Origin of the sequence: Polynucleobacter sp. HIN8 (assembly GCF_030297615.1) — a bacterium.
Lineage (GTDB): Bacteria > Pseudomonadota > Gammaproteobacteria > Burkholderiales > Burkholderiaceae > Polynucleobacter.
Map to the genome: position 1 here is coordinate 1885803 of NZ_AP028139.1, position 22217 is coordinate 1908019.

The window sequence follows — 22217 nt, forward strand, 5'->3', positions numbered from 1 at the left end:
TAACCCCTTATAGTGCTGAGGTACCGGTTTCACCGGTACGAATACGAACGACATGTTCGATGGAAGAGACAAAAATCTTGCCATCACCAATCTTGCCTGTGCGTGCTGATTTCTCAATTGCCTCAATGGCGCGATCGAGAATGCCATCTTCTACCGCAGCTTCAATGCGAACCTTAGGTAAAAAATCAACGACATATTCAGCACCACGATACAACTCGGTGTGACCCTTTTGTCGACCAAAACCTTTCACTTCCGAGACGGTGATGCCTGAAACCCCAACTTCTGAGAGGGCTTCACGCACCTCGTCAAGCTTGAAAGGCTTGATGATTGCGGTAATCATTTTCATGCATATCTCCTAGATAGTGAGAGGAATTAGAAAGTTTTGGTGAGGGAAATGAGGCCACCACCCTTACCTGCTGAATTGTTGTTCAACGATGAGCCATTGGTGGTTGGTGTGTACCATAAATAATTACCGCCAGCCTTTGGTTGAGATGTGGCAACATATGAAATGTTTGCAGATAATCCGCCACCAAAATCTTTTGTTATGCCAAGTTTCCAGTCCGTATAACTGTAATCATATTTCACTCCGGAAACGGTTTGAGAGTTAGATACGTATTGATATCCAATATGGCCATTTAAAGTTAATCCGAAGATTCCAGTGTCGTAATTAACTGTAAGATCAGGGTAATAAGAGCCCGCACTGTTATAAATTCCAAAGATATTAGTTAATGAGTAATTAACTTTCACAAATCCATTAACAGGCCCAAATGCAAAATTTTGCGCCAAATATAGCTCCGTAGTATTTGGTACTGTTCCGCAACCATTTCTTGATGTTCCAGAGCAGTTTGAAGTATTTTGAGGTAATGTTCTGAGTCCAGAAGTTGGATAGTAATACTGTAAAACGCCAATATCAGTGGCAAATCCCTCGCCAATTAATTCTTTTTTAAATCCGGCATAAAAGTCCATTTCAACCGGCGCTGATACCGATCGACCATAACTTACAGAACCATTTGCAGGGTACCCATCGCTAATCCAAGAAATTGAAGAGTTCCAGTTGCCAACATAGAACCCGCTCTCATGAGCGTAATCAAAACCACCTTGAATAGCAGGTTTAAAATTTGATTGTGTCATTCCACGATAACGGTAGTCATTCACTACGGTAACGTTCGCAGTAATAGGACTCTTTTCTGGGGCTGGAGCGGGTGCTGGTGCCGATTGCGCCATTACGCCACCTGCCAATGCAGAGATCGCTAGAGCAAGTGTGGTTTTCTTAAAAGTGTTCATAAATACTCCCTTCTGGTTGAATGAAAAAATGCACTACAGACCTACTGATGCAATTAGCATGCCAACCTTGAAATATCGTTTATAATCAATTACTTATGGTCTTTAAGATGGATTTTTATTCTTAATTTACGTTTCAACTTGGTGAAACTCTGTTGAATAACGGGCTTTTGCACCAAAAGAATGCACTGTAATTTGCACTTATTTTGTGCATGCAAGGTCTTTGGCTTCGCCCTACAATTTATCTATGCAAAAACCCAGTCAACTATTCGAGCAAATGCAGGCCATCGCGGTCGATATGCAAAACAAGATCGGCGAGGTCATTCGCAACTCACCCGCTAAAGACATTGAAAAAAATGTCAGGGCCATGATGAACCAAGGCTTTCAACGCATGGATTTGGTTACCCGCGAAGAGTTTGATATTCAGTCGAAGGTCTTGGCTAAGACCCGTGAAAAGTTAGAAGCGCTTGAAGCAAAAGTAGCGGCACTCGAAAACAAATCCTAATACTCTAGGTTCCACACTAGGTCGTCACTGGAGTATTTTCTTCTTCATCGTCATCGCGAAAGAATGCGGCAGGATAGTATTTGGGTGCAATCAAGAACCATATAAAACCAGCAATTTGCACGATTAGAAATACGGCTAACGCCAAATCATAAGCGCTGGTTTTATTCCATCCCATGGCAATTCCGAAATCCAATAGATGGCCAATACCCCATTGCACAATAAAGGCGCCAATAAAGAGTGTGAGGTTGTATGTAGTGCTAACTCTTCCTGAATAGTGCTTCGGAAAATACAAAACAATAATGCTTTGTGCCAACACAAAGGAAGCGCAGGTAATAGCAAATAAATACCACCAGATCCATACCAAGGGTGTTTGCCAAAAATACGCACAGGCTTGCATGACCATTGAAGCGCCGACCATCCAAGTCATATAACGCATGGTATCAATCCCGCGCTTTGCTAACTTTGGTAGGATCCATGCGTTAAAAAGATAAGCAACTAGAAGTACGGTATTAAATCCGAATACGATTTGTGCAGCAGTACTGGGTTGATACTCCATGACCTCAATGAGCCAAGGACCAAACCATAGGGTTTGAATCGCGATAAACCCGCCATAACAGAATGTTCCAAGCGGCAAAATCCGCCAAAAAAATGGGTTGGTCAAAATTGGCTGATAACTCTGCCACGACAAATTAGCGTGTGAGCTTGGTGGTTCGTGATTCGTTTGTTGATGTTGCTGGTATTGCTTTCTCACTGGTAAACCAAAATACAAAATCAGGATTGCCAAAAACGATAAGCCGGCGAGCAATAAAAAGACCCCGCGCCAACCGATATAGGGTGTGACCAGATGCACTGGCCAGGTGCTAGCTAATGCACCACTGGTTCCAAATACCAACATGGCTGAGGCAAGTTGCCCTTGCTGGGAAGGGGCGTACCACGCTCTAAAGCCCGAGAATGCTGCCATCAGACATGCAGATACCCCCATTCCAATTAAGATCCGCGCGATGACAAGCGTATTGAAGTTCTCGGCCAAGGCAAAAATAATGGCACCAATTACAGCAAGGGTCATCACCCATGCTTCAGTAATCCGTGGACCAAAGCGATCAAGCGCTAAACCCAGTGGGATTTGAGTCATTCCAAAACCGACAAAATAAGCTGATGACAAAAGGCCTAAATCGGCATTACTAATTTGGAGGTCACGCACAAGATCAGGGGCGATCACCACATTAATCGTGCGAAATGCGTACGACATGAAGTAGGCCATCGCAAAGCATAAGAAAATACGCAATGCAAACCCGCCCTCGACCGGTAGCTTTAAACGATCATTGGGCCTGCCATACCAATGGGAGTAATGCATTCGACTCATTAGTACTTAGTTCGGTCGAAACTCATCAAAAAAAATGCTGATGTTTTCTTGGTTAAGGAGCGGCTCGAGTTGACTCGACTGACCCGTCCGAATCACACTAATCTGATAGAGGTTCACAGAATCATTTGCTGCTGGCCTAATCAGCCACCGTACGCGCATCACCTTCTTATTATGCGCAAGATCTAAATAAAAATCCTGAGCCACCTGTTTAGTTTGAGCTGCTGACCCAATTCGGCTAGTGGCATCTTTAACCAGATTAAATTGGGTTGTATTTGCTTGTCGCAATAGGGTATTTTGCAACATCTTTTCAACCATTGTGACCTGGGTCGCAATCGTTGCCGGTATTTGTGTAGTCATTACCGCAAACACATCTTCATTCACTTTAGCAAACTCCAACGTTTGCTTTAGGGAAGTCTGCTGGTAATTGATACTGCGCTCAATCAATTGAGGTTTACTTGGAAACATCGCCGAATAGCCCTGAGCATCATTTTTAATGGTGCGCCAATCGAACTGGGGGCTACACGCTACGATCAGAATACCAAGGGTAACTAGCCCAAATCTGCGCAACACTCTATACAACGCCAGCCTCATGGGCTTGTTGATCGGCGTGATAACTTGAACGGACCATCGCACCAACTGCTGCATGGCTAAAGCCCATCGCATAGGCTCTTTGCTCAAAATCTTTAAAGGTATCGGGATGTACGTACCGCAATACGGGTAGATGATGATTTGATGGGGCAAGATACTGACCAATGGTGAGCATATCAATATGATGCGCACGCATATCCTGCATTACCTCCAAAATCTCTTCATCGGTCTCGCCTAAACCAACCATTAATCCACTCTTGGTTGGTATCTGCGGAAAGCGCGCCTTAAAGTCCATCAATAACTTCAATGAGTGCGCATAGTCTGACCCTGGTCGGGCTTGTTTATACAAACGCGGTACGGTCTCAAGGTTATGGTTCATGACATCGGGCAAACCTTGTGGATCGCTAGCAAAAATATCGAGAGCCTTCTCAAGACGACCACGAAAATCAGGTACCAAAACCTCAATGCGCGTTGAAGGTGAGAGTTCTTTGGTGCGACGAATGCAATCGACAAAATGCTGTGCACCTCCGTCTCGCAGGTCATCGCGATCCACACTCGTAATTACGACATAAGATAGTTTGAGTGCAGCAATTGTTTTGGCCAGATTAATTGGTTCTTGTAAATCCAGAGGATCGGGTCTGCCATGACCCACATCACAAAACGGACAGCGGCGAGTGCATTTATCGCCCATGATCATAAATGTGGCCGTACCTTTGCCAAAGCATTCACCAATATTTGGGCAGCTCGCCTCTTCGCATACTGTGACTAACTGGTTCTCACGCAAAATCTGTTTGATCTCTGTAAATCGTGAACTACTCGATGCGGCTTTCACCCGAATCCAATCTGGCTTTTTTAGAGTCTCGGCTAGAGGCACGATCTTGATCGGAATCCGCGCGGTCTTATCTGCTGACTTTTGTTTTTGCAGGGGATCGTATTCTTTTTTTAAATCGCTCATCAAACAGGTTCCAGTTGCAATTGCTGTTGTAGGTGATTCAATAAAGTTCCTGCAACGGTATCGATATTCTCGCAAATTCCCAACGATTTGAGATCAACGGTTCGTAAGCCCTCATAGCCACAGGGGTGGATAGCATCAAAGGGCGATAAGTCCATATCAATATTCAGTGCCAAACCATGGTAACTGCATTGTTTGGTAATTTTAAGCCCTAGGGCTGCAATCTTCGCACCCCAAAGAGACTCTTCCACCTCAGACTGGTTACTAAGATAAATGCCAGGGGCTCCTGGTTTGCGTTCAGCAATCACCTTGTAAGCTCTGAGCGTCTGGATCACCGCTTCCTCGATACTTCGAACGAACTCTTTCACAAAAAGCTTCTTACGCCTAAGATCCAGTAATAAATAAATCACGATTTGCCCTGGCCCGTGATAAGTAATCTCACCACCACGGTCAACCTCAATAAGCGGAATCGAATCAATCGGAGTATGTAAATTATTTGGCTCTCCAGCCAAACCCAAGGTAAAGACTGGAGGGTGCTGCAACACCCAAATCTCATCTGCCGTTGTTGCAGAACGATCCTGCGTAAACCGTTTCATGGCATCAAAGGCTTTCTGGTAATCCACCATGCCCAAGAAGCGAATTTGCACTGGGCTAGCCTGCATATCAGTCACTAGAGTACGACGCTCACCAAGGGATGTGTAGATAAGGTTCGATAGATTTCATCGAGCTGCTCCCGGCTCGTTACATGCACCGTGATTGTTAGACCGAGGTAATTACCATCACGCGATGGCCGCTCTTCAATACTTGTCTCCTGAAAATCAGGGTCAAATTGCTTAGCAACATGAATCACCGCGGGCAAGAACTCGGGGGTGGCTTTACCCATTACTTTGATTGGAAAGTCACAGGGATACTGTATCAAGGACTCCGCTGGAGTGTTGGTGTTCATGATGATGTTCTCGGAAAGCCCAACCAGTTAGACAAAATGATATTGCGAATACAGTGCAGCTTGCGATGAAAAAAATGATCCGCTCCTGGCACAACATGAACCGTTAATTCTTGAGGCCTGGTCCAATCGAATACAGCACTCAATGGAATGGTCTCATCATTTTCTCCATGAATCACAATCGTATCGGCTGGAACACGTTCGGCTAACTCCCATTTACCCGCTGCGCTACCAACCATCACAAAACGTTCTACCGGTCGACCAAGCTCAGCCAATTTTTGTACTAAATGCGTACCCACATAACTTCCAAAAGAGAAGCCGGCCAACACCAAGGGTAATTGATTGACCTGAGTAATCCATGGCTGCTCATTGGCATTAGACAGGCTTTGCAACCAAGCTCCTGGGGTGCGCATCCAAACGCTAATAACAATTAGATCATCGAGCTCACCGCGCCCCTCATCATGAATGCCTTCTGATAAACCAACGCCACGAAAGTTTGGGCGCACGCACACATAATCGAGCTGATTAAAGGTTCTTGCTAAGGTCTGCACTACCTTGTTATCCATCGTTCCCCCAAGAAGCGGGTGGGGATGCGCAATCAAGGCCAGCCCTCGCAGCACAGTATGGGGATTTTGCTTAAGGCTTTCTGGTAAATCAATGGAGAGCTGAATCAGACCTGCTGGGCCTTGGATCGTAATGGTTTGGGTCCGACTATTCATGCGATGCGCCAATCGCTCAACTAAATCATTAAACGTTCGACAGGCTTACCTTGCACCAAATGAGAGTCGATGATTTCTGCCACATCCTCAGTATCGATCATGGAATACCATATGCCCTGCGGATAAACCACCATGACCGGACCATTCGCACAATGGTCTAAGCAGCCGGCTTTATTCACGCGCACCTTACCTGCACCGTTAAGCCCTAGCTCCTTAACCCGTTTTTTAGTGTAATCAAATAACGCTTGGGCATTGTGTCGAGCACAGCAATCATCGCCATTACTTCGCTCGTTTAAACAAAAAAATAGATGGTATTGATAGCTCATTCTCAAATTATATCGATGGATAGCGCTTCTAGCCGAACTCAGTTATTTGCCCGGCGCGCAAAATAAATAAGCCAAATAAATGCTACTGGTAACCATAACCAAGATAGCCATTGCATTAAATCATTGAGATGTGCCAAGCGGCTGTGATTCCATCGCGGCAGGCTGATGGTGAAGTATGGATTATCTGGAAAATAGTTCACCAAAATCATGAGAGCCACTAGGGCGCTGATACAAGCAATGAGGCGAATACTAGTTGAAAAGCGCATAAAGATACCAGCCAAGAGACTACTGAGCACCATCCCCCAAATGGCACCCGCACTTAACCATACAAAGCCAAACTCCGATCCAAACTGTAGAGATGTGAATAAGGATTTAATAATGATTGTGATTGCCAATAATCCTGCCAATAGAGTTAATTTTGGAATATTGGCGCGTAATGCAAGGGAAAAAAATAAGCAAACGCCAAACCAACTAAGGCTGGTCACCAAGGCTTCATAAATGGTGTGATGAATTCCTCCCAACCCCCAATTGGCTATTGGATTAACGCCGAGACCCAAAAAGCCCATGCCCAGCCATGCACTTTGGGGATAAATTTGTGCAAACGGAAACAAAATAAACAGGGCGACGCTTAGCCAGCGTGTGCCAAACCAATAATCAAAACGCTTACGTAGCGCCGTTCCAGATAACCAGTGTGGCCCTAAGGGTTGAGCTAACAATGCGCCAATAAAAGCACCCATTAGATTAGCAATCCAATCAATTTGTGTAGGCACTCGAGTGGGCAGCCAACTTTGTGCACTTTCGATCAATCCCGATAGAAAGGCGCTAAATACTAAGGTGATAGTAATCGCTTGAAATCCTTGCCAGCGAGGATAAAGTGCAAAGACCAAAATAAAACCTAAAGGAATGTATCCCAAGATATTGATCGTGACATCAAATAAGGTAATGTATTTTGGTAGGGGACCAGTCCACCACGCAAATGGATCTAAACCAAACTTCCAATCCACATTAAAAGGGTTTAAGCAGCCATAGCCAATCAGGAAAACATAGATAATCGCGATCGCTCGAGCCAGCGGCATCGCCTGTAAAGGCCAATGAATACGCTGTGGCACTCTTGGGGTATCAGCGCGTTCCTGGATAAGGTCTTTTTCGTCTTTACCTGACATAAGTACCCATTCTAGCGAGACCTTTCTACAATAGACAAATGAACTGGAATTGCATTCTTGAGCGCGTCGCCCAAACTGAATCAACCAACGATGACCTGATGGCGCGCTGGCGCTCAAGGGAACTTATCGATCCTGTCTCTCGCTTAGCCAAACACCAAACCAAGGGCAAAGGGCGAGCAGGGCGACAATGGTTTGCCGAGCCAAACTCGTCCTTATCGTTCTCGCTTGCTTATCCATTTAATCAACCACAGCAATTTCTACACGGGCTAAGTCTTGTTTGTGGACTGGCTGTTATCCAGGGTATTTCCAAGAGTCTTGGGCTTGATGAAATGAGCTTGCGACAGCACGGCCTCTCGCTGAAGTGGCCCAATGATCTTCTCATTAACGAACGTAAATTAGGAGGGATTCTGATTGAAGGGGGGAAACTTTCAAGCTCGAATGCGAATGAACGAGTCTGGATGATTATTGGGATTGGCATGAACTTAACTCATTCCAAGGCTATAGAAAATGCCACCCAATTACCCATTAGCGCTCTGTCGGAGCTCAATCAAAAACACATGCCAATGGAAGCCGATTTAGTTTGGCTCGCCATTCTCAACGCCCTTGGTGATTATTTAGAGCTATTTGCCACTAAAGGATTTGTACCGTTTCGCTCGCAGTGGGATTTTTGGGACGCCTACCGAAATCAGCCCGTGAGCATTTCTGAATCTGGCTTAATTAAGCAAACAGGGATTGCGCATGGTATCAATGAAGAAGGGGCATTCTTACTGCAAGAGTTTGGTAAGGCTGAGCTAACAACGATTTATGCCGGCGACGTATCCCTCCGAAGGCACGCATGAGCTCATTCCTATTGATTGATATTGGTAACTCTCGCTTAAAGTGGGCTAGCGTTGATGGTAAACGTAACCCCATTGAGCGGGATAAAAAATTATGGGATCACTCCGGTGCCATTGATACGAAGTTGCTAGGTTCAAAAGAACACCGTGATGAACTGGCTCACTATATTTTCAATACCATCCCAGCCCCAAGTGCGATTGGGCTTTGCAGTGTGGCAGCTGAATCTGCAGTACAACAATTGCGTGAGCTACTTCAACCCTGGCGACACTGCCCACAATTTCGTCTAGTAGGTAATTCATCGTATCCATCCCTACGGACCCAATACCAAAACACCCATACTCTGGGCGCTGATCGCTGGGCCGCTTTGATTGCCGCTCGTCATTTATCCAATGACAACACCTTAGTAATTAGTGCTGGTACCGCTACGACCATTGATTTTCTGGGTGGCAACGGTATGCACTATGGCGGCTGGATTCTGCCCGGTTTGGGTCTAATGCGACAAAGTCTATTGCAACATACTGCCGGTCTTGATGTGGCCAGCCTTCATCAACAATCGTCCGGTATTGGATTAGATACTGCGAGCGCTATTGACGAAGGATCCCGACTAGCGCATTTGGGGGCAATTCAAGAGGCGATGAATTTTGCTAGGCAACACCATCAAATAATTACCCGGGTATGGATCGATGGCGGCAATACGAATATCGTGTTTGATGATTTGATTCGAAAGCAAATCCCTGTAGAAAAAATGCCGGGTTTAGTACTTCGTGGACTTTGGGCCTGGCTCAACACCCAGGTCACAGCGAACTAAGAACGAATCTTACCTAGCAGATTTGTGGTGGAACGCTCGTAAATAAAAGGGATTGCAAATGCTTTTCCACCCCAAGCCTGCACGACTTTGGTTTCCTCTAAAGACTCAATCGCATAGTCTCCGCCTTTGACATAAATATCTGGGCGGATCCGACGAATCAATTCGACTGGAGTTTGTTCTGAGAACAGTACGACCAAATCAACGCTCTCTAATGCGGCGAGAAGGGCCATTCGATCTTCCTGACCATTAATCGGACGATCTGAACCCTTTCCTAACATGCGTACCGATGCATCGGAGTTGACGCCAACGACAAGGCTCATTCCTAGCTGGCGGGCTTGTGCCAAATAACTTACATGGCCCCGGTGCAAGAGATCGAACACCCCATTTGTGAAAACCATGGGGCGAGCTAAAGTATTTAACTTGGTGTCCAAATCTCCATCAATGTCACATAGTTTTGCTTCAAAGGCAGGGGGCTTCAGAATTGGCTGGACCATAGTTCGAATTCTAGATGATTCCCAACCTAAAAATGCTGCCTTACCCTGAAAATAAGGGGAAATTTTCTCCAAAACACAAAAGGTGGCGGAAGACGGTAGACTTCAAGGTTTCTAGGTTAAAAGTGAGGTCTCCGAATGAAATGGCTAATCATGATTTCCCTATTTGGTACTGTGACTATGCTTAATCCAAATGATGCGCACGCAAACTCGTCGGCTAATAAGTGCAGCCCAACGCTTTCACATACCTTTCTGAGGCTTCAAGATGAAATCCCACAAAATCTTTGCCAATACCAAGGCAAGGTCATTATGGTGGTCAACACCGCTAGTTTTTGTGGTTTTACAAGCCAGTATGAATCCCTTGAGAAAATTTATGCGCGCTATAAAGATCGTGGTTTTGTGATTTTAGGTTTCCCATCCAATGATTTTGGGCAACAAGAGCCCGGATCAAATAAAGAAATCGCAGAGTTTTGTAAAAATACCTACGATGTAAAATTTCCAATGTTTGCTAAAAGCTCCGTTAGTGGCAAAGAAGCGAATCCTTTATTTAAGATGTTGATTACCAAAACGGGTACCACGCCCAAGTGGAATTTTTACAAGTACTTAATTGATCGTGACGGCAATATTATTGATTCCTTTAATAGCCTAACGAAACCGGATAGCAAATCGATAACCTCTGAAATTGAAAAACTACTAAAGCCCAAAGCCTCGTGAACCTGCACCCCCATTCTTCACCCCAAAAAAAAGTTGCAATTGTTGGCGCTGGCATTTCTGGCTTAGGCTGTGCCTATGCATTACAAAAGAATGCTGGGGTCCATGTCACCTTATTTGAGGAAGCTTCGCATATTGGAGGACACAGCAATACCGTTGATATTGAAATTGCGGATCGCAATGGCGTGGTTAAGTGTGGGGTGGATACTGGATTTTTAGTCTTTAACCGAAAAACCTATCCGCGATTGACGCGATTATTCGAGGAATTGCAGGTACCAATTGCCTTATCGGAAATGACTTTTTCGGTCTCAATTGATCGCTCTCTCGAATGGTCAGGCGATAACCTAAATACCCTATTTGGGCAACGAACGAATCTACTACGTCCAGCATTTTGGAGAATGGTTACGGATATCGTGCGGTTTAATCGCCTAGCGACCGCGCTAGCAACCAAACAGGTAAATGCTGGACACAGCACCGATCCCAAGCAGTTGCAATCGATCGCGTCATTTCTTGATGAACATGGTTTTAGTCGACCATTTCGGGAGTGGTATTTTTTACCGATGATTGGTGCGATATGGTCCTGCCCCACCCAACAAATGCTGGAGTTTCCAATCGAAACCATGGTGCGGTTTTGTCATAACCATGGGCTTTTACAAGTAAATAACCGCCCTCAATGGTTAACGGTTAGGGGTGGGTCAAAAGAGTACGTAGCAAGACTAATCAACGCCATGCATCCCGAGCGATTTAAGTTAATTCGTGAGGCCGTCAAAAAAGTGAATGTGCCCGATCCGCAAAGTCCTGATAAACGCGTTGAATTGATTAGTGCTCAAGGTATCCATTATTTTGATGAGATCGTTATGGCCTGTCATAGCGATGAGAGCCTGAAGCTACTTTATGGGATTGATGAATTTGATCGATCTCTCTTGGCAGCTATCCCCTATCAATCAAATCGCGCAGTGTTGCATCGAGATGCCAACCTCTTGCCCCGTACAAAACGCTGCTGGGCAGCCTGGAACTACAAAACAAATTACTCCAATAATCAAATCCAAGCGGTGAGTGTTGACTATCTCATCAACAAGCTCCAACCCTTACCAGCTGCATTGCAGCATGAGCCAATTATTGTTAGTCTTAACCCCTTAGTTGAGCCAAAGCCTGATTTAGTTTTTAAGGAAATTGCCTACTCACACCCTATCTTTGATTCGAAGGCCATTTCGGCACAAAAAAATCTTTCATTAATTCAGGGTAAGGGGGGCATTTGGTTCTGTGGCGCCTGGACTGGATACGGTTTTCATGAAGATGGTCTTCGCTCGGGGGAGTTGGTGGCAGCGGATCTTGCAACCTCCCTGCATGCGCCTCTCAAGCGCCCACCTCTTCAATCAGCAAACTAAACAAAGCTTTTGCATTCCAAGCGATGGTTAATCCACTCATTAATTATAGTCAAGTCAAGCACAGCCGCTTAAGACCGGTGAGCAATCGCTTCAGTTATGGGGTCTTCACATTAAAGATCCCGATGCGAGAGCGCAATCGCAATCCCAATCTTCTCAAGCAATTCGGCGTTGGTGATAACCGCTGGGCTTTTTACTCTTTTTATGACCATGATCATGGTCAAGGCACAGAAAACAGCCTGGAATGGGCGGAATCTATTTTTACCCAAGAGGGCATTTCAATCCCCGAAGGTGAAATCTGGTTGCAAACATTTCCAAGAGTACTGGGTTACGTTTTCAATCCAGTCAGCTTTTGGATCTACACTGATGCACATCGCGCTGTACGAGCGATCTTAGCCGAAGTAAATAATACCTTTGGTGAGCGGCATTGTTACCTACTTCATAAAAGAGATGGATCAGAGTTACATTCCGGTGAGACACTTATTAGTCAGAAGATTTTTCATGTATCGCCATTTTGTGACGTTTCTGGCGAGTATCGGTTTCGCTTTCTGTTTTCCAAAGATAGTCAACGCAAAATTGATTCGGTATGTCGTATTGAGCTGTACACCGACAATCAGCCACTGATCTATACCAGCATTAGTGGTCAAGATTTTCCCCTATCCCGTTCTGCTTTAAACCGTGCAAAGCTTCGCTACCCAATGATGACCTTTGGGGTCATAGCACGCATTCATTGGCAAGCGCTCAAACTTTGGCTAAAGGGGGTACCATTTCATTCAAAACCAACACCTCCCAGAATTGAAGTGAGTTCATGATTCGGCCCGGACAATCCCTGCTTCATAAATTATCACCTTCGCAAACGGAGAAATTGCCAGCGGATGGAAAACTTACTCTTGCAGCGAGGACCATTGAACGCCTTTTAAAGCAATTATCGGCTGGCTACTTGGTGATGACCTTTCCCAATGGTGAGCAACGTGAATTTGGAGCCCGATCCGATTCTTTGCATGCTGAGATTCGATTTCATCGCTGGTCAGCATTTCAGGATATTTTGCGACACGGTGATATCGGTTTTGCTGAAGGGTATATCCGCGGCGATTGGGACAGTCCTCATCTTGAGAAACTGCTCGATTTAGCAGTCAAAAATCGCAATATTCTTGAGCGCGCCATTTATGGCAATTGGTTTGGATCCTTGGTATATCGATTTCGTCATTTTCTAAATCGTAACAATAAGACGGGTAGCAAAAAAAATATTCATGCGCATTACGACTTGGGAAATGCTTTTTATCGCTTATGGCTTGATCCAAGCATGACCTACTCAAGCGCTTGGTTTCAGGCCGATCCCAATACCAGTTTAGAGCTTGCGCAACGGGCAAAATATCAAAACATCCTGAAGTCTCTAGCACTTCAACCAAATAGCAAGGTTCTTGAGATTGGTTGTGGTTGGGGTGGATTTATGGAGGAAGCCGCGCTTGTCGGTCACCAGGTCACCGGTCTTACCTTGTCAACTGAACAGCAGTCATTTGCGATTGATCGTTTGAATCACCAATGGCCCAATCGTCATGAAGTACGACTGCAAGACTATCGAGATTGTAAGGATCAATTTGATGGGATTGCTTCTATTGAAATGTTTGAGGCCGTTGGTGAGCAATATTGGCCAATGTATTTTGAGACAATTTCTCGCTGTCTTAAGAAAAATGGTAAAGCATGCATCCAAACAATCGTGATCGCAGAAAATTTGTTTGACCGCTATCGCAAAAGTACAGACTTTATTCAGCAATATATTTTTCCAGGTGGGATGCTACCCTCTAGAGAAGCTTTTAAACACTATGCGCAGCAAGCGGGTCTACAGATCGAGTGTGAATTTGCATTTGGTCATGACTATGCCAAAACCCTTTGCATCTGGTATGAGCACTTTAATCATAAACTCCCTGAAATCCGAGAACTTGGTTTTGATGAGCCCTTCATCCGGCTATGGAACTTTTATTTGCTGTATTGTGCAGCTGGCTTCAAACAGCAAAATATTGACGTCGTTCAATTTACACTTAGCCACCAACCTAAATAAGGTAATCGATGAATCAGCCAGCGATTTCTAACTTTAAGCAACAACGTGTATGGGTGATTGGGGCATCAAGTGGTATCGGTGAGGCTTGCGTGAGGGCTCTTTTTCAAAAGGGTGCGCGAGTTGCATTGTCAAGCCGTCGCGTTGATCGACTCGAAGCAATCGCGCAAGGCTACCCAAAAGAAGATCATTTAATCTTACCCGTTGATGTCATGCGTGAGGCTGATGTTCAAGATGCTTATCAAAAGATAGAAAAAGAGTGGGGCGGTGTTGATCTGCTTCTCTTTGTTTCTGGTATTTATATCCCGATGCGGGCAGACACTTTCAATATGGCTAATGCCCAAAAAACGGTGGATTCGAATATCTTAGGGCCGATGCGTGCAGTTGCTACTGTATTGCCGGCCATGCTCAATCGCAGTAGCGGGCATATTGCAATCGTTGGTAGTGTTGCAGGCTACAGCGGTTTGCCGAAGGCGCTGGCTTATGGACCGACAAAGGCAGCAATGATTAATTTCTGTGAAACCTTGTTTTATGACCTGCAGCCAAAAGGTATCGGGGTTCATATGATCTCCCCCGGATTTGTAGAAACTGAAGCGACTGCTCAAAATGACTTTGAAATGCCAGCCTTGATCTCAGCGACAACCGCAGCCAATGAAATCTTAGATGGCATTGCGCGTGGAGAATTTGATATTCATTTTCCGAAGCGCTTTTCAGGCTTTTTAAAGTTCTTACGCCTTTTGCCCTACCCAATCTATTTTTGGATATTACGCAAGTTTGTGAAGATCTAAATTTATTTGTAGCCGTCTTTACGAACTTTATTTACTAAAAAATCCATGACCTGAATCGACTTGGCGCGCGAACCAGCAATCGATGGCGATGTAATGTATTTACCCTGGATTGCAACCGTTGGCACGCCATCAATGCGGTAGGAGTTACCCAACTGATTTGCTGCACGTGCTTTTGAGAGAACAGCAAACGAACGATAGGCCGCTAAGAATGCATTGCGATCAACGCCCTGTGCTGCCACCCAGTCAGCAATATCATTTTCATTAAGAAGTCGCTTGTTCTCGCGATGCATTGCATACATCACCTTGTCATTAAGTGCCTCGCCCTTTCCCAATGACTCAAGGGCATAAAACAACAGGCTATGAGGCATTAATTCGTCACGAAAAGCAATTGGTACTTTTTTGAAAACCACATCTTTATTCTGGCGCTTTAACCAAGCCTTTAGATCAGGCTCAAACTCAAAGCAATGTGGGCAACCATACCAAAAGAATTCAATAACCTCAACCTTGCCTTTTACATCGATTGGCTGAGCGATCGGTAAAACGCGGTAATCAAAGCCCTCTTCAACCTTAATGGGGGCTTGGGCGAATGCCAGTGATTGAAGACCAAACAGAGTCAGGATTAGAACAAAAGTTTTGAATACAGCTTTCATGATCGATTCACACGAATAACGGTTGGTTTAATTCCAAGAATAGTTAATTTACTGCGCACTGAGGTCGTATCTTCAATACTACCGAAAGGTCCGATTCGAACCCGCCAAACTGAATTGCCATCGACGGCACTCTCGCTCAATTGCGCTTGGATGCCCTGCATCGCTAAATTTGCTTTTTGGGCATCTGCTTCTGCGCGTTGGCTAAATACTCCGGTCTGTACAAAAAATAAAGTGTCAGCTTTTGCCTCGTTCTTTGTTTCTGGGGTCTTGCCCGCTGCAATATCAGCAATCGGATCGCGCGCTGGATCGACGCCACCAATACCTGGAACTTTGGTTTGTAGAGACTTATTCAGATCAAGCTGAGGCGGTGCTATGGTAGTTTCTTCCTCGGTCTCTTTGTCCGATTTTGGCGGCATTGGCTTCATAAATGCTGGGGCATTTGGAGCCCGAACACCAGGCTTTTCTTGTGGCTGAGATTTCATTAAATACCAGGCCACAATCAGCGCTAATCCAACCCCAACAAAAACGCCAATTAGAACACCCATAATCATTCCGCCAGACTCGGAGGAGCCTAGAAGATAGCTTGCAGATTGCTTTTCTGGTGTTCTAGATGATTTAAAGTCAGCCATGCCCTCTATCTTAACCGCTGCTCAAAAATACGAGCTTTAGAGAGTAATTACATCTGAGTAATTACATCTTTTTCGGGGCACTAACCCCTAAAATTTTTAGGCCATTTTCCAAGACTTGCCGTGTAGCAGCTAGCAACGCTAACCGCGCTAATTTGAGTTGCTCATTGTCCACCAAGACGCGATCCGCGTTGTAGAAAGCATGGAAATCCCCTGCGAGCTCACGCAGATAGAAGGCGACCGCATGCGGAGCCAAGTCATGGGCGGCATTGGCTAGTACCTCTGGATACTCCGATAATCGCCGCAATAAGTGATCGGCTGCTTTGCTATCTAGCAAACTTAAATTTGCATTCTCTAGGGCGCTGGGCTCGCCACCCCATTGCTGGAGAATGGAACAAATTCGTGCATGGGCATATTGCACATAAAAGACGGGATTCTCATCATTTTGCTGCAACGCTAGATTTACATCGAATACAAATTCGGTATCCGCCTTGCGAGAGATTAAGAAAAAGCGGACTGCATCGCGCCCACGCTGTAAGGCTAGATTGCGTTCTGCATCGCTCATTTGCGCATGAACGCCACCAGACCATTCGACCAAATCCCGCAAAGTCACATACGAGCCGACGCGTTTGGAGAGCTTGACCTCCTCACCATCGCGAATGACAGTCACCATCTTATGTAACACATAATCGGGATAGGTTGTCGGAATCGGCCAATCGCGTTTTTGTGCAACCCCCTGAATTCCAGAACGGACTCGAGCAATGGTGCCGTGGTGATCGCTGCCTTGGACGTTAATCACTTTCTCAAAACCGCGGCTCCATTTATTAATGTGATAAGCAACATCTGGCACAAAATAGGTATACGTACTATCGGACTTGCGCATCACACGATCTTTGTCGTCCCCATCTAGGGTGGTCTTTAGCCATAAAGCGCCCTCTGCCTCATAGGTTTTATCAACCGCTTGAAGATCACTAATAATTTGTTCAACACTTCCATCGGTGTACAAAGAGGATTCCAAATAAAATTGGTCGAATTGAACACCAAAGGTCTTGAGGTCAATGTCTTGTTCTTTACGCAAATAGGCGACTGAATATTGACGGATTTGCTCCAAATCCGATAAATCGTGACCACTACTTTGATAGGACTGAGCAATCTCAGCAATGTATTCGCCGTTATAAGCATCCTTAGGCCAATTAGCGCTTTTGGGATTCAAGCCCTGCAAGCGAGCCTGAACGGATACTGCCAGATTATGAATCTGAACGCCGGCATCGTTGTAATAAAACTCCCGATGAACATCGGTATTTTGACTGTCTAAAAGATTGGCTAATGCGTCACCGAGCGCAGCTTGACGGCCGTGCCCGACATGCAAGGGTCCTGTGGGATTAGCAGATACAAATTCAATCATGGCCCGCTTTGGCAGGCTTGGGTCTGGAGCCCCCGTGCTATCCCGACGGCCAAAACGGGAACCTTGACGCAATATAAGCTCCACCACTGCCGATTTTGCCGCTAGACTTAAACGAAAATTAATGAATCCCGGCCCAGCAATTTCAGCACTTGCAATCAACTGACCGTATTCAGGAATTTGATTTAAGTGATCAAGAATGGCTTGTGCTAGCTCGCGCGGATTAGACTTCCAAGCCTTTGCAATCTGCAATGCAATATTGCATGCAATATCACCATGGTCAGCAACTTTTGGCCGCTCCAAATGCGGAATCGGAAATTCTCCAGCCAAAAGTCCACGCTCTTGAGCTAGGGCGTTGAGAGCATTGGTAATGGATTGTGTGAGCTGAGTTTTTTGACTAGACAACATAGAAGTGAAAGTTTATCAGTGATGGTAAGCTAAACATATGATTCATCAATTTCAGACCAAAAATGCAGCCCCTGTCATCATGCTTGATGATCTGACCCATCGCATCTTTAATGCGATTGGTCGCCCTTTTGAGAATCAAGGTATTTTTCTTCCAGAGCAGATTCCGGGATATATCGAACGACTGCAAGCGGCAATTAATGCTGAACAAAATAGTGCAACGAGTTCAAGCGCTAGCGATGATGACGATCAATCGGCTGGTCTTAGCCCTTTGGGAAGAAGAGCTTATCCATTTCTTGAGCTTTTACGTCGCGCTCAGGAAAGCCAAGAACCTGTTATCTGGGGTACCTGAATCACCAATCTAAAGAGCTTGCTAACGATCGCTTAATTTGATCAAACGATTGACCGCTTCGCTTGGCTAAGTCTTCTGCCTGATCCACTCCGATCTTCCCAACATTAAAGTATTGGGCATTTGGGTGAGCCAAATAAAAACCGCTAACACTCGATGCAGGATTCATGGCCAATGACTCTGTCAGACTCATACCAATTTCATCGGCCTTCAGAGCAGCAAACATCGCTTGCTTTACATCATGCTGGGGGCAAGCTGGATAGCCAGGAGCCGGACGAATACCTTGATATTTTTCATCGATTAAGTCCTCTGGGGTTAATTCTTCATTCGCGACATATCCCCAAAGATCGGTTCGCACCCGCCAATGCATCAGTTCAGCAAATGCCTCAGCTAAACGATCTGCTAGGGCTTTAAGCATGATGGCACTGTAGTCATCATGCTTAGCCATAAATTGGGCGACTTTTTCATCAACTCCATGACCTGTCGTAACAGCAAAACACCCTGCGTAATCTTGAACGCCACTGCCTTTACTTGCAACATAGTCTGCTAAACAACGATTAGGACGCATCACGCCATCGACAACCGGGCGCTCTGCTTGCTGTCTTAAGTTATGCCACACAAGAAATGGTTGTGAGCGCTCCTCATCGGCATATAACAAAATATCATCTCCATCGCTGTTAGCAGGGAAAAGACCAATAATTGCATCAGCCTGAAGCCATTGGCCTTTAATGAGCTTTTCAAGCATGGCTTGTGCATCCTGATAGACCCGACGAGCCTCAACCCCAACAACTTCATCATCCAAAATTGCAGGGAATTTACCTGCGAGATCCCAGGTCTGAAAAAATGGAGTCCAATCAATGAACTTCGCAATCTCGGCTAAGGAATAGTTTTTAAATACCCGGCGACCAATGAATTTTGGCTTGCTAGGTTGAGTATTCACCCAATCAATTTGCTCACAATTAGCCCGAGCAGCTTGTAGGCTAATTAACGGCGTACTCTTTCGATTCGCATGCTGATGACGAATACGCTCATAATCGGCCAATAAATCCTGTACAAACTTTTTAGCTCCCTCGTCGGATAGCAGACTGGCTGCGACTGAAACTGATCGCGATGCATCCGGAACGTAAACCACTGGGCCTTCATAGTGGGGAGCAATCTTAACGGCTGTGTGAACACGTGAAGTCGTTGCGCCTCCGATTAATAATGGGGTTTTTCGATCCCTAAAGTATGCATCCCGTTGCATTTCTTGAGCAACATAGGTCATCTCTTCGAGCGAAGGCGTAATTAATCCAGACAGGCCAACAATATCAGCGTTTTCTTCCTTGGCCTTCTTCAAAATTTGATCGCAAGGAACCATCACCCCCATATTGACCACTTCGAAGTTATTGCATTGCAAAACCACCGTCACAATATTCTTTCCGATATCGTGTACGTCGCCTTTAACGGTTGCAATCACGATTTTGCCCTTGGCTTTACTCTCTCCGCCAGCCGCAACCAATTGCTTCTTTTCTTCTTCGATATACGGTATTAAATGAGCCACGGCTTGCTTCATCACCCGCGCACTCTTCACCACCTGAGGTAAAAACATTTTGCCGGCACCAAACAAATCGCCGACCACATTCATACCATCCATGAGCGGCCCCTCAATGACCTCAATGGGTCTCCCACCTGAACCCATTATTTCGGCACGCAGCTCCTCAGTATCGTCAACAATAAAATTAGTAATGCCATGGACAAGTGCATGGGTTAAGCGCTCGCGTACTGGAGCCTCGCGCCACACTAAGTTCTCTTCTTGCTTAATGCCTCCGCCCTTGTATTGATCGGCAATCGCTAATAAACGCTCAGTAGGTGTTTGCCCCTCTTTTTCTTTAAAACGATTTAGGACCACATCCTCAACACGCTCCCGTAACTCAGGGTCGAGGTCAGCATATACGCCAAGTTGCCCGGCATTCACAATTCCCATATCCATACCTGCCTGGATGGCATGGTATAAAAAGACCGTATGAATAGCTTCACGAACCCGATCATTGCCCCGAAACGAGAAGCTCACATTGGATACACCGCCGCTTACTTTGGCTCCTGGTAAGCACTCTTTAATCCAGCGGGTGGCATTGATAAAGTCCACAGCGTAGTTATCGTGCTCTTCGATTCCGGTAGCTATTGCAAAAATATTCGGATCAAAAATAATATCTTCGGGAGGAAAATATAATTCCTCAACCAAAATCTTGTACGAGCGTTGGCAAATTTCTATTTTTCGTTGATAGGTATCGGCCTGACCTTTTTCATCAAATGCCATCACGACCGTTGCCGCTCCGTAGCGTTTAATTAGCTTTGCCTGCTGCCTAAATTGCTCCTCACCCTCTTTCAGAGAGATCGAATTAACGATCGGCTTGCCCTGAATGCATTTCAGACCGGCTTCGATGACCGTCCATTTCGATGAATCAATCATGATGGGAACCCGAGCAATATCGGGTTCTGAAGCAATCAGATTCAGAAAGCGCACCATGGCTGTCTCAGAATCCAACATGGCTTCATCCATATTGATATCAATCATTTGCGCACCATTCTCTACCTGCTGCCGAGCAACTGCTAGTGCTTCATCAAACTGATTATTTAAAATCATGCGTGAGAAGGCTTTTGAACCAGTTACATTAGTCCGCTCACCAATATTCACAAACCCAATCTGGGGAGAAATATTGCAAGGCTCAAGTCCGGATAGGCGCATTGGCCGCATCATCGCTTTGCTCATGCCATTTCCTCAGCCCGGTCGCTATGAAAAGGTCTAGGCTTTCGCTTGGTCATCGCCTTTGCAATTTGACGGATATGGTCTGGGGTTGTTCCACAACATCCACCAACTAGATTCACTAATCCATCGCGAGCAAATTCATCAACAAGCCCTGAGGTCACTTCGGGGGTTTCATCAAAACCCGTATCGCTCATTGGATTTGGCAAGCCAGCATTTGGATAGCAGGAAACCGCCGTATCGCATACCCGTGCTAATTCAGCAATGTACGGTCGCATTAGCGCAGCACCAAGCGCACAATTCAAGCCAAATGTTAGGGGCTTAATATGGCGCAAACTATTCCAAAATGCCTCGACCGTTTGCCCTGAAAGAATTCGGCCGGATGCATCGGTGACCGTCCCCGAGATCATGACCGGTAATCGCTCACCAGATTTCTCAAAAAACTCATCAATGGCAAATAATGCGGCTTTGGCGTTGAGCGTATCAAAAATGGTTTCCACTAACAGCAAGTCGACGCCACCCTCAAAAAGGCCTTCAACCTGTTCGCGATAAGCAGCCCGCAAACTATCAAAATTTACATTTCGAGCACCCGGATCATTCACATCTGGCGAAATACTCGCAGTCTTGGGAGTCGGACCAATTGCGCCAGCCACAAAACGAGGTTTATCCGATGTTGAGTATTGATCACATGCCTGCCTTGCCAGCTTAGCTGCCTGCACATTCATCTCGTGTGCTAGTTCTGGCATTTTGTAATCCTCTTGCGCAATTGAAGTGGCACCAAAGGTGTTCGTCTCAATTAAGTCAGCGCCTGCCTCAAGGTATTGCCGATGAATATCCAAGATGGCCTCTGGTTGAGTAATCACAAGTAGTTCATTATTTCCTTTGAGATCAACTGGATGATTCGCAAAACGCGAAGTAGTTTTTAAACCCCGATAATCCTCTTCGGTAAACTTTTTCTGCTGGATCATGGTTCCCATCGCCCCATCCAGAATTAAGATTCTCTCTTTTAACAAAGCAGGCAGGGTAGCGCCTCGGGTATATGGCGAAATGGACTTCGATGGACTTTCCTGGGATTGCATTGGCGCAGAACTCGTATTAATCTTCATTGACCCATCATTTTATCGAT

General features: G+C 45.5%; 25 protein-coding genes. 9 read left to right on the forward strand and 16 right to left on the reverse strand.

Features of this window, described 5'->3' with window-relative positions; translation table 11 throughout:
• Positions 1-7: 7 nt before the first annotated feature.
• Together QUE65_RS09840 and QUE65_RS09845 are read right to left on the reverse strand one after the other, a co-directional pair.
• Entirely contained in the window at positions 8-346 is a 339-nt protein-coding gene (locus QUE65_RS09840) for a P-II family nitrogen regulator (protein ID WP_108509169.1), read from the reverse strand.
• A 26-nt stretch (positions 347-372) separates the two neighbouring features.
• A complete protein-coding gene (locus QUE65_RS09845) occupies positions 373-1284 on the reverse strand; it encodes a TorF family putative porin (RefSeq protein WP_286280933.1) in 912 nt (303 codons plus the stop codon).
• A 244-nt stretch (positions 1285-1528) separates the two neighbouring features.
• Here QUE65_RS09845 and QUE65_RS09850 point away from each other — a divergent pair, with 244 nt between their 5' ends.
• Positions 1529-1786 carry an accessory factor UbiK family protein gene (locus QUE65_RS09850; protein WP_286280934.1) on the forward strand — a complete coding sequence of 86 codons (258 nt, stop codon included), beginning with the start codon at positions 1529-1531 and terminating at the stop codon, positions 1784-1786.
• A 16-nt stretch (positions 1787-1802) separates the two neighbouring features.
• Here QUE65_RS09850 and QUE65_RS09855 read toward each other — a convergent pair whose 3' ends face one another.
• From QUE65_RS09855 to QUE65_RS09890, 8 genes are read right to left on the reverse strand one after another with little or no spacing between them, the layout of a single operon-like run.
• Positions 1803-3149 (reverse strand): MFS transporter, encoded by a 1347-nt coding sequence (locus QUE65_RS09855; RefSeq protein ID WP_286280935.1) that lies wholly within the window; start codon positions 3147-3149, stop codon positions 1803-1805.
• 6 nt (positions 3150-3155) lie between these two features.
• Positions 3156-3719 (reverse strand): hypothetical protein, encoded by a 564-nt coding sequence (locus QUE65_RS09860; protein WP_286280936.1) that lies wholly within the window; start codon positions 3717-3719, stop codon positions 3156-3158.
• Position 3720: 1 nt separating this feature from the next.
• Positions 3721-4692, reverse strand: a complete 972-nt coding sequence (gene lipA / locus QUE65_RS09865) for a lipoyl synthase (RefSeq protein ID WP_286280938.1) — start codon at positions 4690-4692, stop codon at positions 3721-3723.
• The gene (gene lipB / locus QUE65_RS09870; protein WP_286280940.1) at positions 4692-5351 is read right to left on the reverse strand and encodes a lipoyl(octanoyl) transferase LipB; all 660 of its coding nucleotides are present in this window, start codon (positions 5349-5351) and stop codon (positions 4692-4694) included. The genes lipA and lipB overlap by 1 nt, the downstream gene beginning before the upstream one ends.
• Before the next feature lie 8 nt (positions 5352-5359).
• A complete protein-coding gene (locus tag QUE65_RS09875; protein WP_286280941.1) occupies positions 5360-5635 on the reverse strand; it encodes an HP0495 family protein in 276 nt (91 codons plus the stop codon).
• Positions 5632-6351, reverse strand: coding sequence for an alpha/beta hydrolase (locus QUE65_RS09880; RefSeq protein ID WP_286280942.1), 720 nt, complete (start codon positions 6349-6351; stop codon positions 5632-5634). Before QUE65_RS09880 ends, QUE65_RS09875 begins: the two co-directional genes overlap by 4 nt.
• Positions 6352-6371: 20 nt before the next feature.
• On the reverse strand, positions 6372-6677 hold the full coding sequence (locus QUE65_RS09885; RefSeq protein WP_458574755.1) for a (2Fe-2S) ferredoxin domain-containing protein: 306 nt from the start codon (positions 6675-6677) through the stop codon (positions 6372-6374).
• A 38-nt stretch (positions 6678-6715) separates the two neighbouring features.
• A complete protein-coding gene (locus tag QUE65_RS09890; protein WP_286280944.1) occupies positions 6716-7840 on the reverse strand; it encodes a VanZ family protein in 1125 nt (374 codons plus the stop codon).
• Between the two features lie 38 nt (positions 7841-7878).
• Between QUE65_RS09890 and QUE65_RS09895 the strand changes: the two genes are divergently transcribed.
• Together QUE65_RS09895 and QUE65_RS09900 are read left to right on the forward strand one after the other, a co-directional pair.
• Positions 7879-8679, forward strand: coding sequence for a biotin--[acetyl-CoA-carboxylase] ligase (locus QUE65_RS09895; protein WP_286280945.1), 801 nt, complete (start codon positions 7879-7881; stop codon positions 8677-8679).
• Positions 8676-9485, forward strand: a complete 810-nt coding sequence (locus QUE65_RS09900) for a type III pantothenate kinase (protein WP_286280946.1) — start codon at positions 8676-8678, stop codon at positions 9483-9485. The genes QUE65_RS09895 and QUE65_RS09900 overlap by 4 nt, the downstream gene beginning before the upstream one ends.
• On the opposite strand, the gene rfaE2 is transcribed toward QUE65_RS09900, so the two are convergent.
• Positions 9482-9979 (reverse strand): D-glycero-beta-D-manno-heptose 1-phosphate adenylyltransferase, encoded by a 498-nt coding sequence (gene rfaE2, locus QUE65_RS09905; RefSeq protein WP_286280947.1) that lies wholly within the window; start codon positions 9977-9979, stop codon positions 9482-9484. The genes QUE65_RS09900 and rfaE2 overlap by 4 nt on opposite strands.
• Before the next feature lie 135 nt (positions 9980-10114).
• On the opposite strand from rfaE2, the gene QUE65_RS09910 reads away from it, so the two are divergent.
• Genes QUE65_RS09910 through QUE65_RS09930 form a run of 5 tightly spaced genes read left to right on the forward strand, consistent with a single transcriptional unit; the run spans position 10115 to position 14916 of the window.
• On the forward strand, positions 10115-10690 hold the full coding sequence (locus QUE65_RS09910; protein WP_458574756.1) for a glutathione peroxidase: 576 nt from the start codon (positions 10115-10117) through the stop codon (positions 10688-10690).
• Positions 10687-12075: an NAD(P)/FAD-dependent oxidoreductase gene (locus tag QUE65_RS09915; protein WP_286280948.1), complete on the forward strand. Its 1389-nt coding sequence runs from the start codon at positions 10687-10689 to the stop codon at positions 12073-12075. Before QUE65_RS09910 ends, QUE65_RS09915 begins: the two co-directional genes overlap by 4 nt.
• A gap of 23 nt (positions 12076-12098) precedes the next feature.
• Positions 12099-12884 carry a DUF1365 domain-containing protein gene (locus tag QUE65_RS09920; RefSeq protein ID WP_286280949.1) on the forward strand — a complete coding sequence of 262 codons (786 nt, stop codon included), beginning with the start codon at positions 12099-12101 and terminating at the stop codon, positions 12882-12884.
• Positions 12881-14131 carry an SAM-dependent methyltransferase gene (locus tag QUE65_RS09925; RefSeq protein ID WP_286280950.1) on the forward strand — a complete coding sequence of 417 codons (1251 nt, stop codon included), beginning with the start codon at positions 12881-12883 and terminating at the stop codon, positions 14129-14131. Before QUE65_RS09920 ends, QUE65_RS09925 begins: the two co-directional genes overlap by 4 nt.
• 8 nt (positions 14132-14139) lie before the next feature.
• Positions 14140-14916 carry an SDR family NAD(P)-dependent oxidoreductase gene (locus QUE65_RS09930; protein WP_286280952.1) on the forward strand — a complete coding sequence of 259 codons (777 nt, stop codon included), beginning with the start codon at positions 14140-14142 and terminating at the stop codon, positions 14914-14916.
• Between the two features lie 2 nt (positions 14917-14918).
• On the opposite strand, the gene QUE65_RS09935 is transcribed toward QUE65_RS09930, so the two are convergent.
• From QUE65_RS09935 to argS, 3 genes are all read right to left on the reverse strand, one after another.
• Positions 14919-15566, reverse strand: a complete 648-nt coding sequence (locus QUE65_RS09935; protein WP_286280953.1) for a thiol:disulfide interchange protein DsbA/DsbL — start codon at positions 15564-15566, stop codon at positions 14919-14921.
• Entirely contained in the window at positions 15563-16195 is a 633-nt protein-coding gene (locus tag QUE65_RS09940; RefSeq protein ID WP_215370528.1) for an SPOR domain-containing protein, read from the reverse strand. Before QUE65_RS09940 ends, QUE65_RS09935 begins: the two co-directional genes overlap by 4 nt.
• Positions 16196-16256: 61 nt before the next feature.
• Complete coding sequence (gene argS, locus QUE65_RS09945; RefSeq protein WP_286280954.1) at positions 16257-18002, reverse strand: arginine--tRNA ligase; 1746 nt, start codon at positions 18000-18002, stop codon at positions 16257-16259.
• Between the two features lie 37 nt (positions 18003-18039).
• Here argS and QUE65_RS09950 point away from each other — a divergent pair, with 37 nt between their 5' ends.
• Positions 18040-18351 (forward strand): DUF1840 domain-containing protein, encoded by a 312-nt coding sequence (locus tag QUE65_RS09950; RefSeq protein WP_286280955.1) that lies wholly within the window; start codon positions 18040-18042, stop codon positions 18349-18351.
• 1 nt (position 18352) lies between these two features.
• Here the strand turns inward: QUE65_RS09950 and metH are convergent, their stop codons facing one another.
• Together metH and QUE65_RS09960 are read right to left on the reverse strand one after the other, a co-directional pair.
• Entirely contained in the window at positions 18353-21097 is a 2745-nt protein-coding gene (gene metH / locus QUE65_RS09955) for a methionine synthase (RefSeq protein ID WP_286280956.1), read from the reverse strand.
• Positions 21094-22170, reverse strand: coding sequence for a homocysteine S-methyltransferase family protein (locus QUE65_RS09960; RefSeq protein ID WP_286282521.1), 1077 nt, complete (start codon positions 22168-22170; stop codon positions 21094-21096). The genes metH and QUE65_RS09960 overlap by 4 nt, the downstream gene beginning before the upstream one ends.
• Positions 22171-22217 lie beyond the last annotated feature (47 nt).

Excerpts from the sequence above, each read along its gene's own strand:
- QUE65_RS09840 (WP_108509169.1), bottom strand. The coding sequence starts at position 346 with ATGAAAATGATTACCGCAATCATCAAGCCTTTCAAGCTTGACGAGGTG.
- QUE65_RS09845 (WP_286280933.1), bottom strand. The coding sequence starts at position 1,284 with ATGAACACTTTTAAGAAAACCACACTTGCTCTAGCGATCTCTGCATTG.
- QUE65_RS09850 (WP_286280934.1), top strand. The coding sequence starts at position 1,529 with ATGCAAAAACCCAGTCAACTATTCGAGCAAATGCAGGCCATCGCGGTC.
- QUE65_RS09855 (WP_286280935.1), bottom strand. The coding sequence starts at position 3,149 with ATGAGTCGAATGCATTACTCCCATTGGTATGGCAGGCCCAATGATCGT.
- lipA (WP_286280938.1), bottom strand. The coding sequence starts at position 4,692 with ATGAGCGATTTAAAAAAAGAATACGATCCCCTGCAAAAACAAAAGTCA.
- lipB (WP_286280940.1), bottom strand. The coding sequence starts at position 5,351 with ATGCAGGCTAGCCCAGTGCAAATTCGCTTCTTGGGCATGGTGGATTAC.
- QUE65_RS09875 (WP_286280941.1), bottom strand. The coding sequence starts at position 5,635 with ATGAACACCAACACTCCAGCGGAGTCCTTGATACAGTATCCCTGTGAC.
- QUE65_RS09880 (WP_286280942.1), bottom strand. The coding sequence starts at position 6,351 with ATGAATAGTCGGACCCAAACCATTACGATCCAAGGCCCAGCAGGTCTG.
- QUE65_RS09885 (WP_458574755.1), bottom strand. The coding sequence starts at position 6,677 with ATGAGCTATCAATACCATCTATTTTTTTGTTTAAACGAGCGAAGTAAT.
- QUE65_RS09890 (WP_286280944.1), bottom strand. The coding sequence starts at position 7,840 with ATGTCAGGTAAAGACGAAAAAGACCTTATCCAGGAACGCGCTGATACC.
- QUE65_RS09895 (WP_286280945.1), top strand. The coding sequence starts at position 7,879 with ATGAACTGGAATTGCATTCTTGAGCGCGTCGCCCAAACTGAATCAACC.
- QUE65_RS09900 (WP_286280946.1), top strand. The coding sequence starts at position 8,676 with ATGAGCTCATTCCTATTGATTGATATTGGTAACTCTCGCTTAAAGTGG.
- rfaE2 (WP_286280947.1), bottom strand. The coding sequence starts at position 9,979 with ATGGTCCAGCCAATTCTGAAGCCCCCTGCCTTTGAAGCAAAACTATGT.
- QUE65_RS09910 (WP_458574756.1), top strand. The coding sequence starts at position 10,115 with ATGAAATGGCTAATCATGATTTCCCTATTTGGTACTGTGACTATGCTT.
- QUE65_RS09920 (WP_286280949.1), top strand. The coding sequence starts at position 12,099 with ATGGTTAATCCACTCATTAATTATAGTCAAGTCAAGCACAGCCGCTTA.
- QUE65_RS09925 (WP_286280950.1), top strand. The coding sequence starts at position 12,881 with ATGATTCGGCCCGGACAATCCCTGCTTCATAAATTATCACCTTCGCAA.
- QUE65_RS09930 (WP_286280952.1), top strand. The coding sequence starts at position 14,140 with ATGAATCAGCCAGCGATTTCTAACTTTAAGCAACAACGTGTATGGGTG.
- QUE65_RS09935 (WP_286280953.1), bottom strand. The coding sequence starts at position 15,566 with ATGAAAGCTGTATTCAAAACTTTTGTTCTAATCCTGACTCTGTTTGGT.
- QUE65_RS09940 (WP_215370528.1), bottom strand. The coding sequence starts at position 16,195 with ATGGCTGACTTTAAATCATCTAGAACACCAGAAAAGCAATCTGCAAGC.
- argS (WP_286280954.1), bottom strand. The coding sequence starts at position 18,002 with ATGTTGTCTAGTCAAAAAACTCAGCTCACACAATCCATTACCAATGCT.
- QUE65_RS09950 (WP_286280955.1), top strand. The coding sequence starts at position 18,040 with ATGATTCATCAATTTCAGACCAAAAATGCAGCCCCTGTCATCATGCTT.
- metH (WP_286280956.1), bottom strand. The coding sequence starts at position 21,097 with ATGAGCAAAGCGATGATGCGGCCAATGCGCCTATCCGGACTTGAGCCT.
- QUE65_RS09960 (WP_286282521.1), bottom strand. The coding sequence starts at position 22,170 with ATGCAATCCCAGGAAAGTCCATCGAAGTCCATTTCGCCATATACCCGA.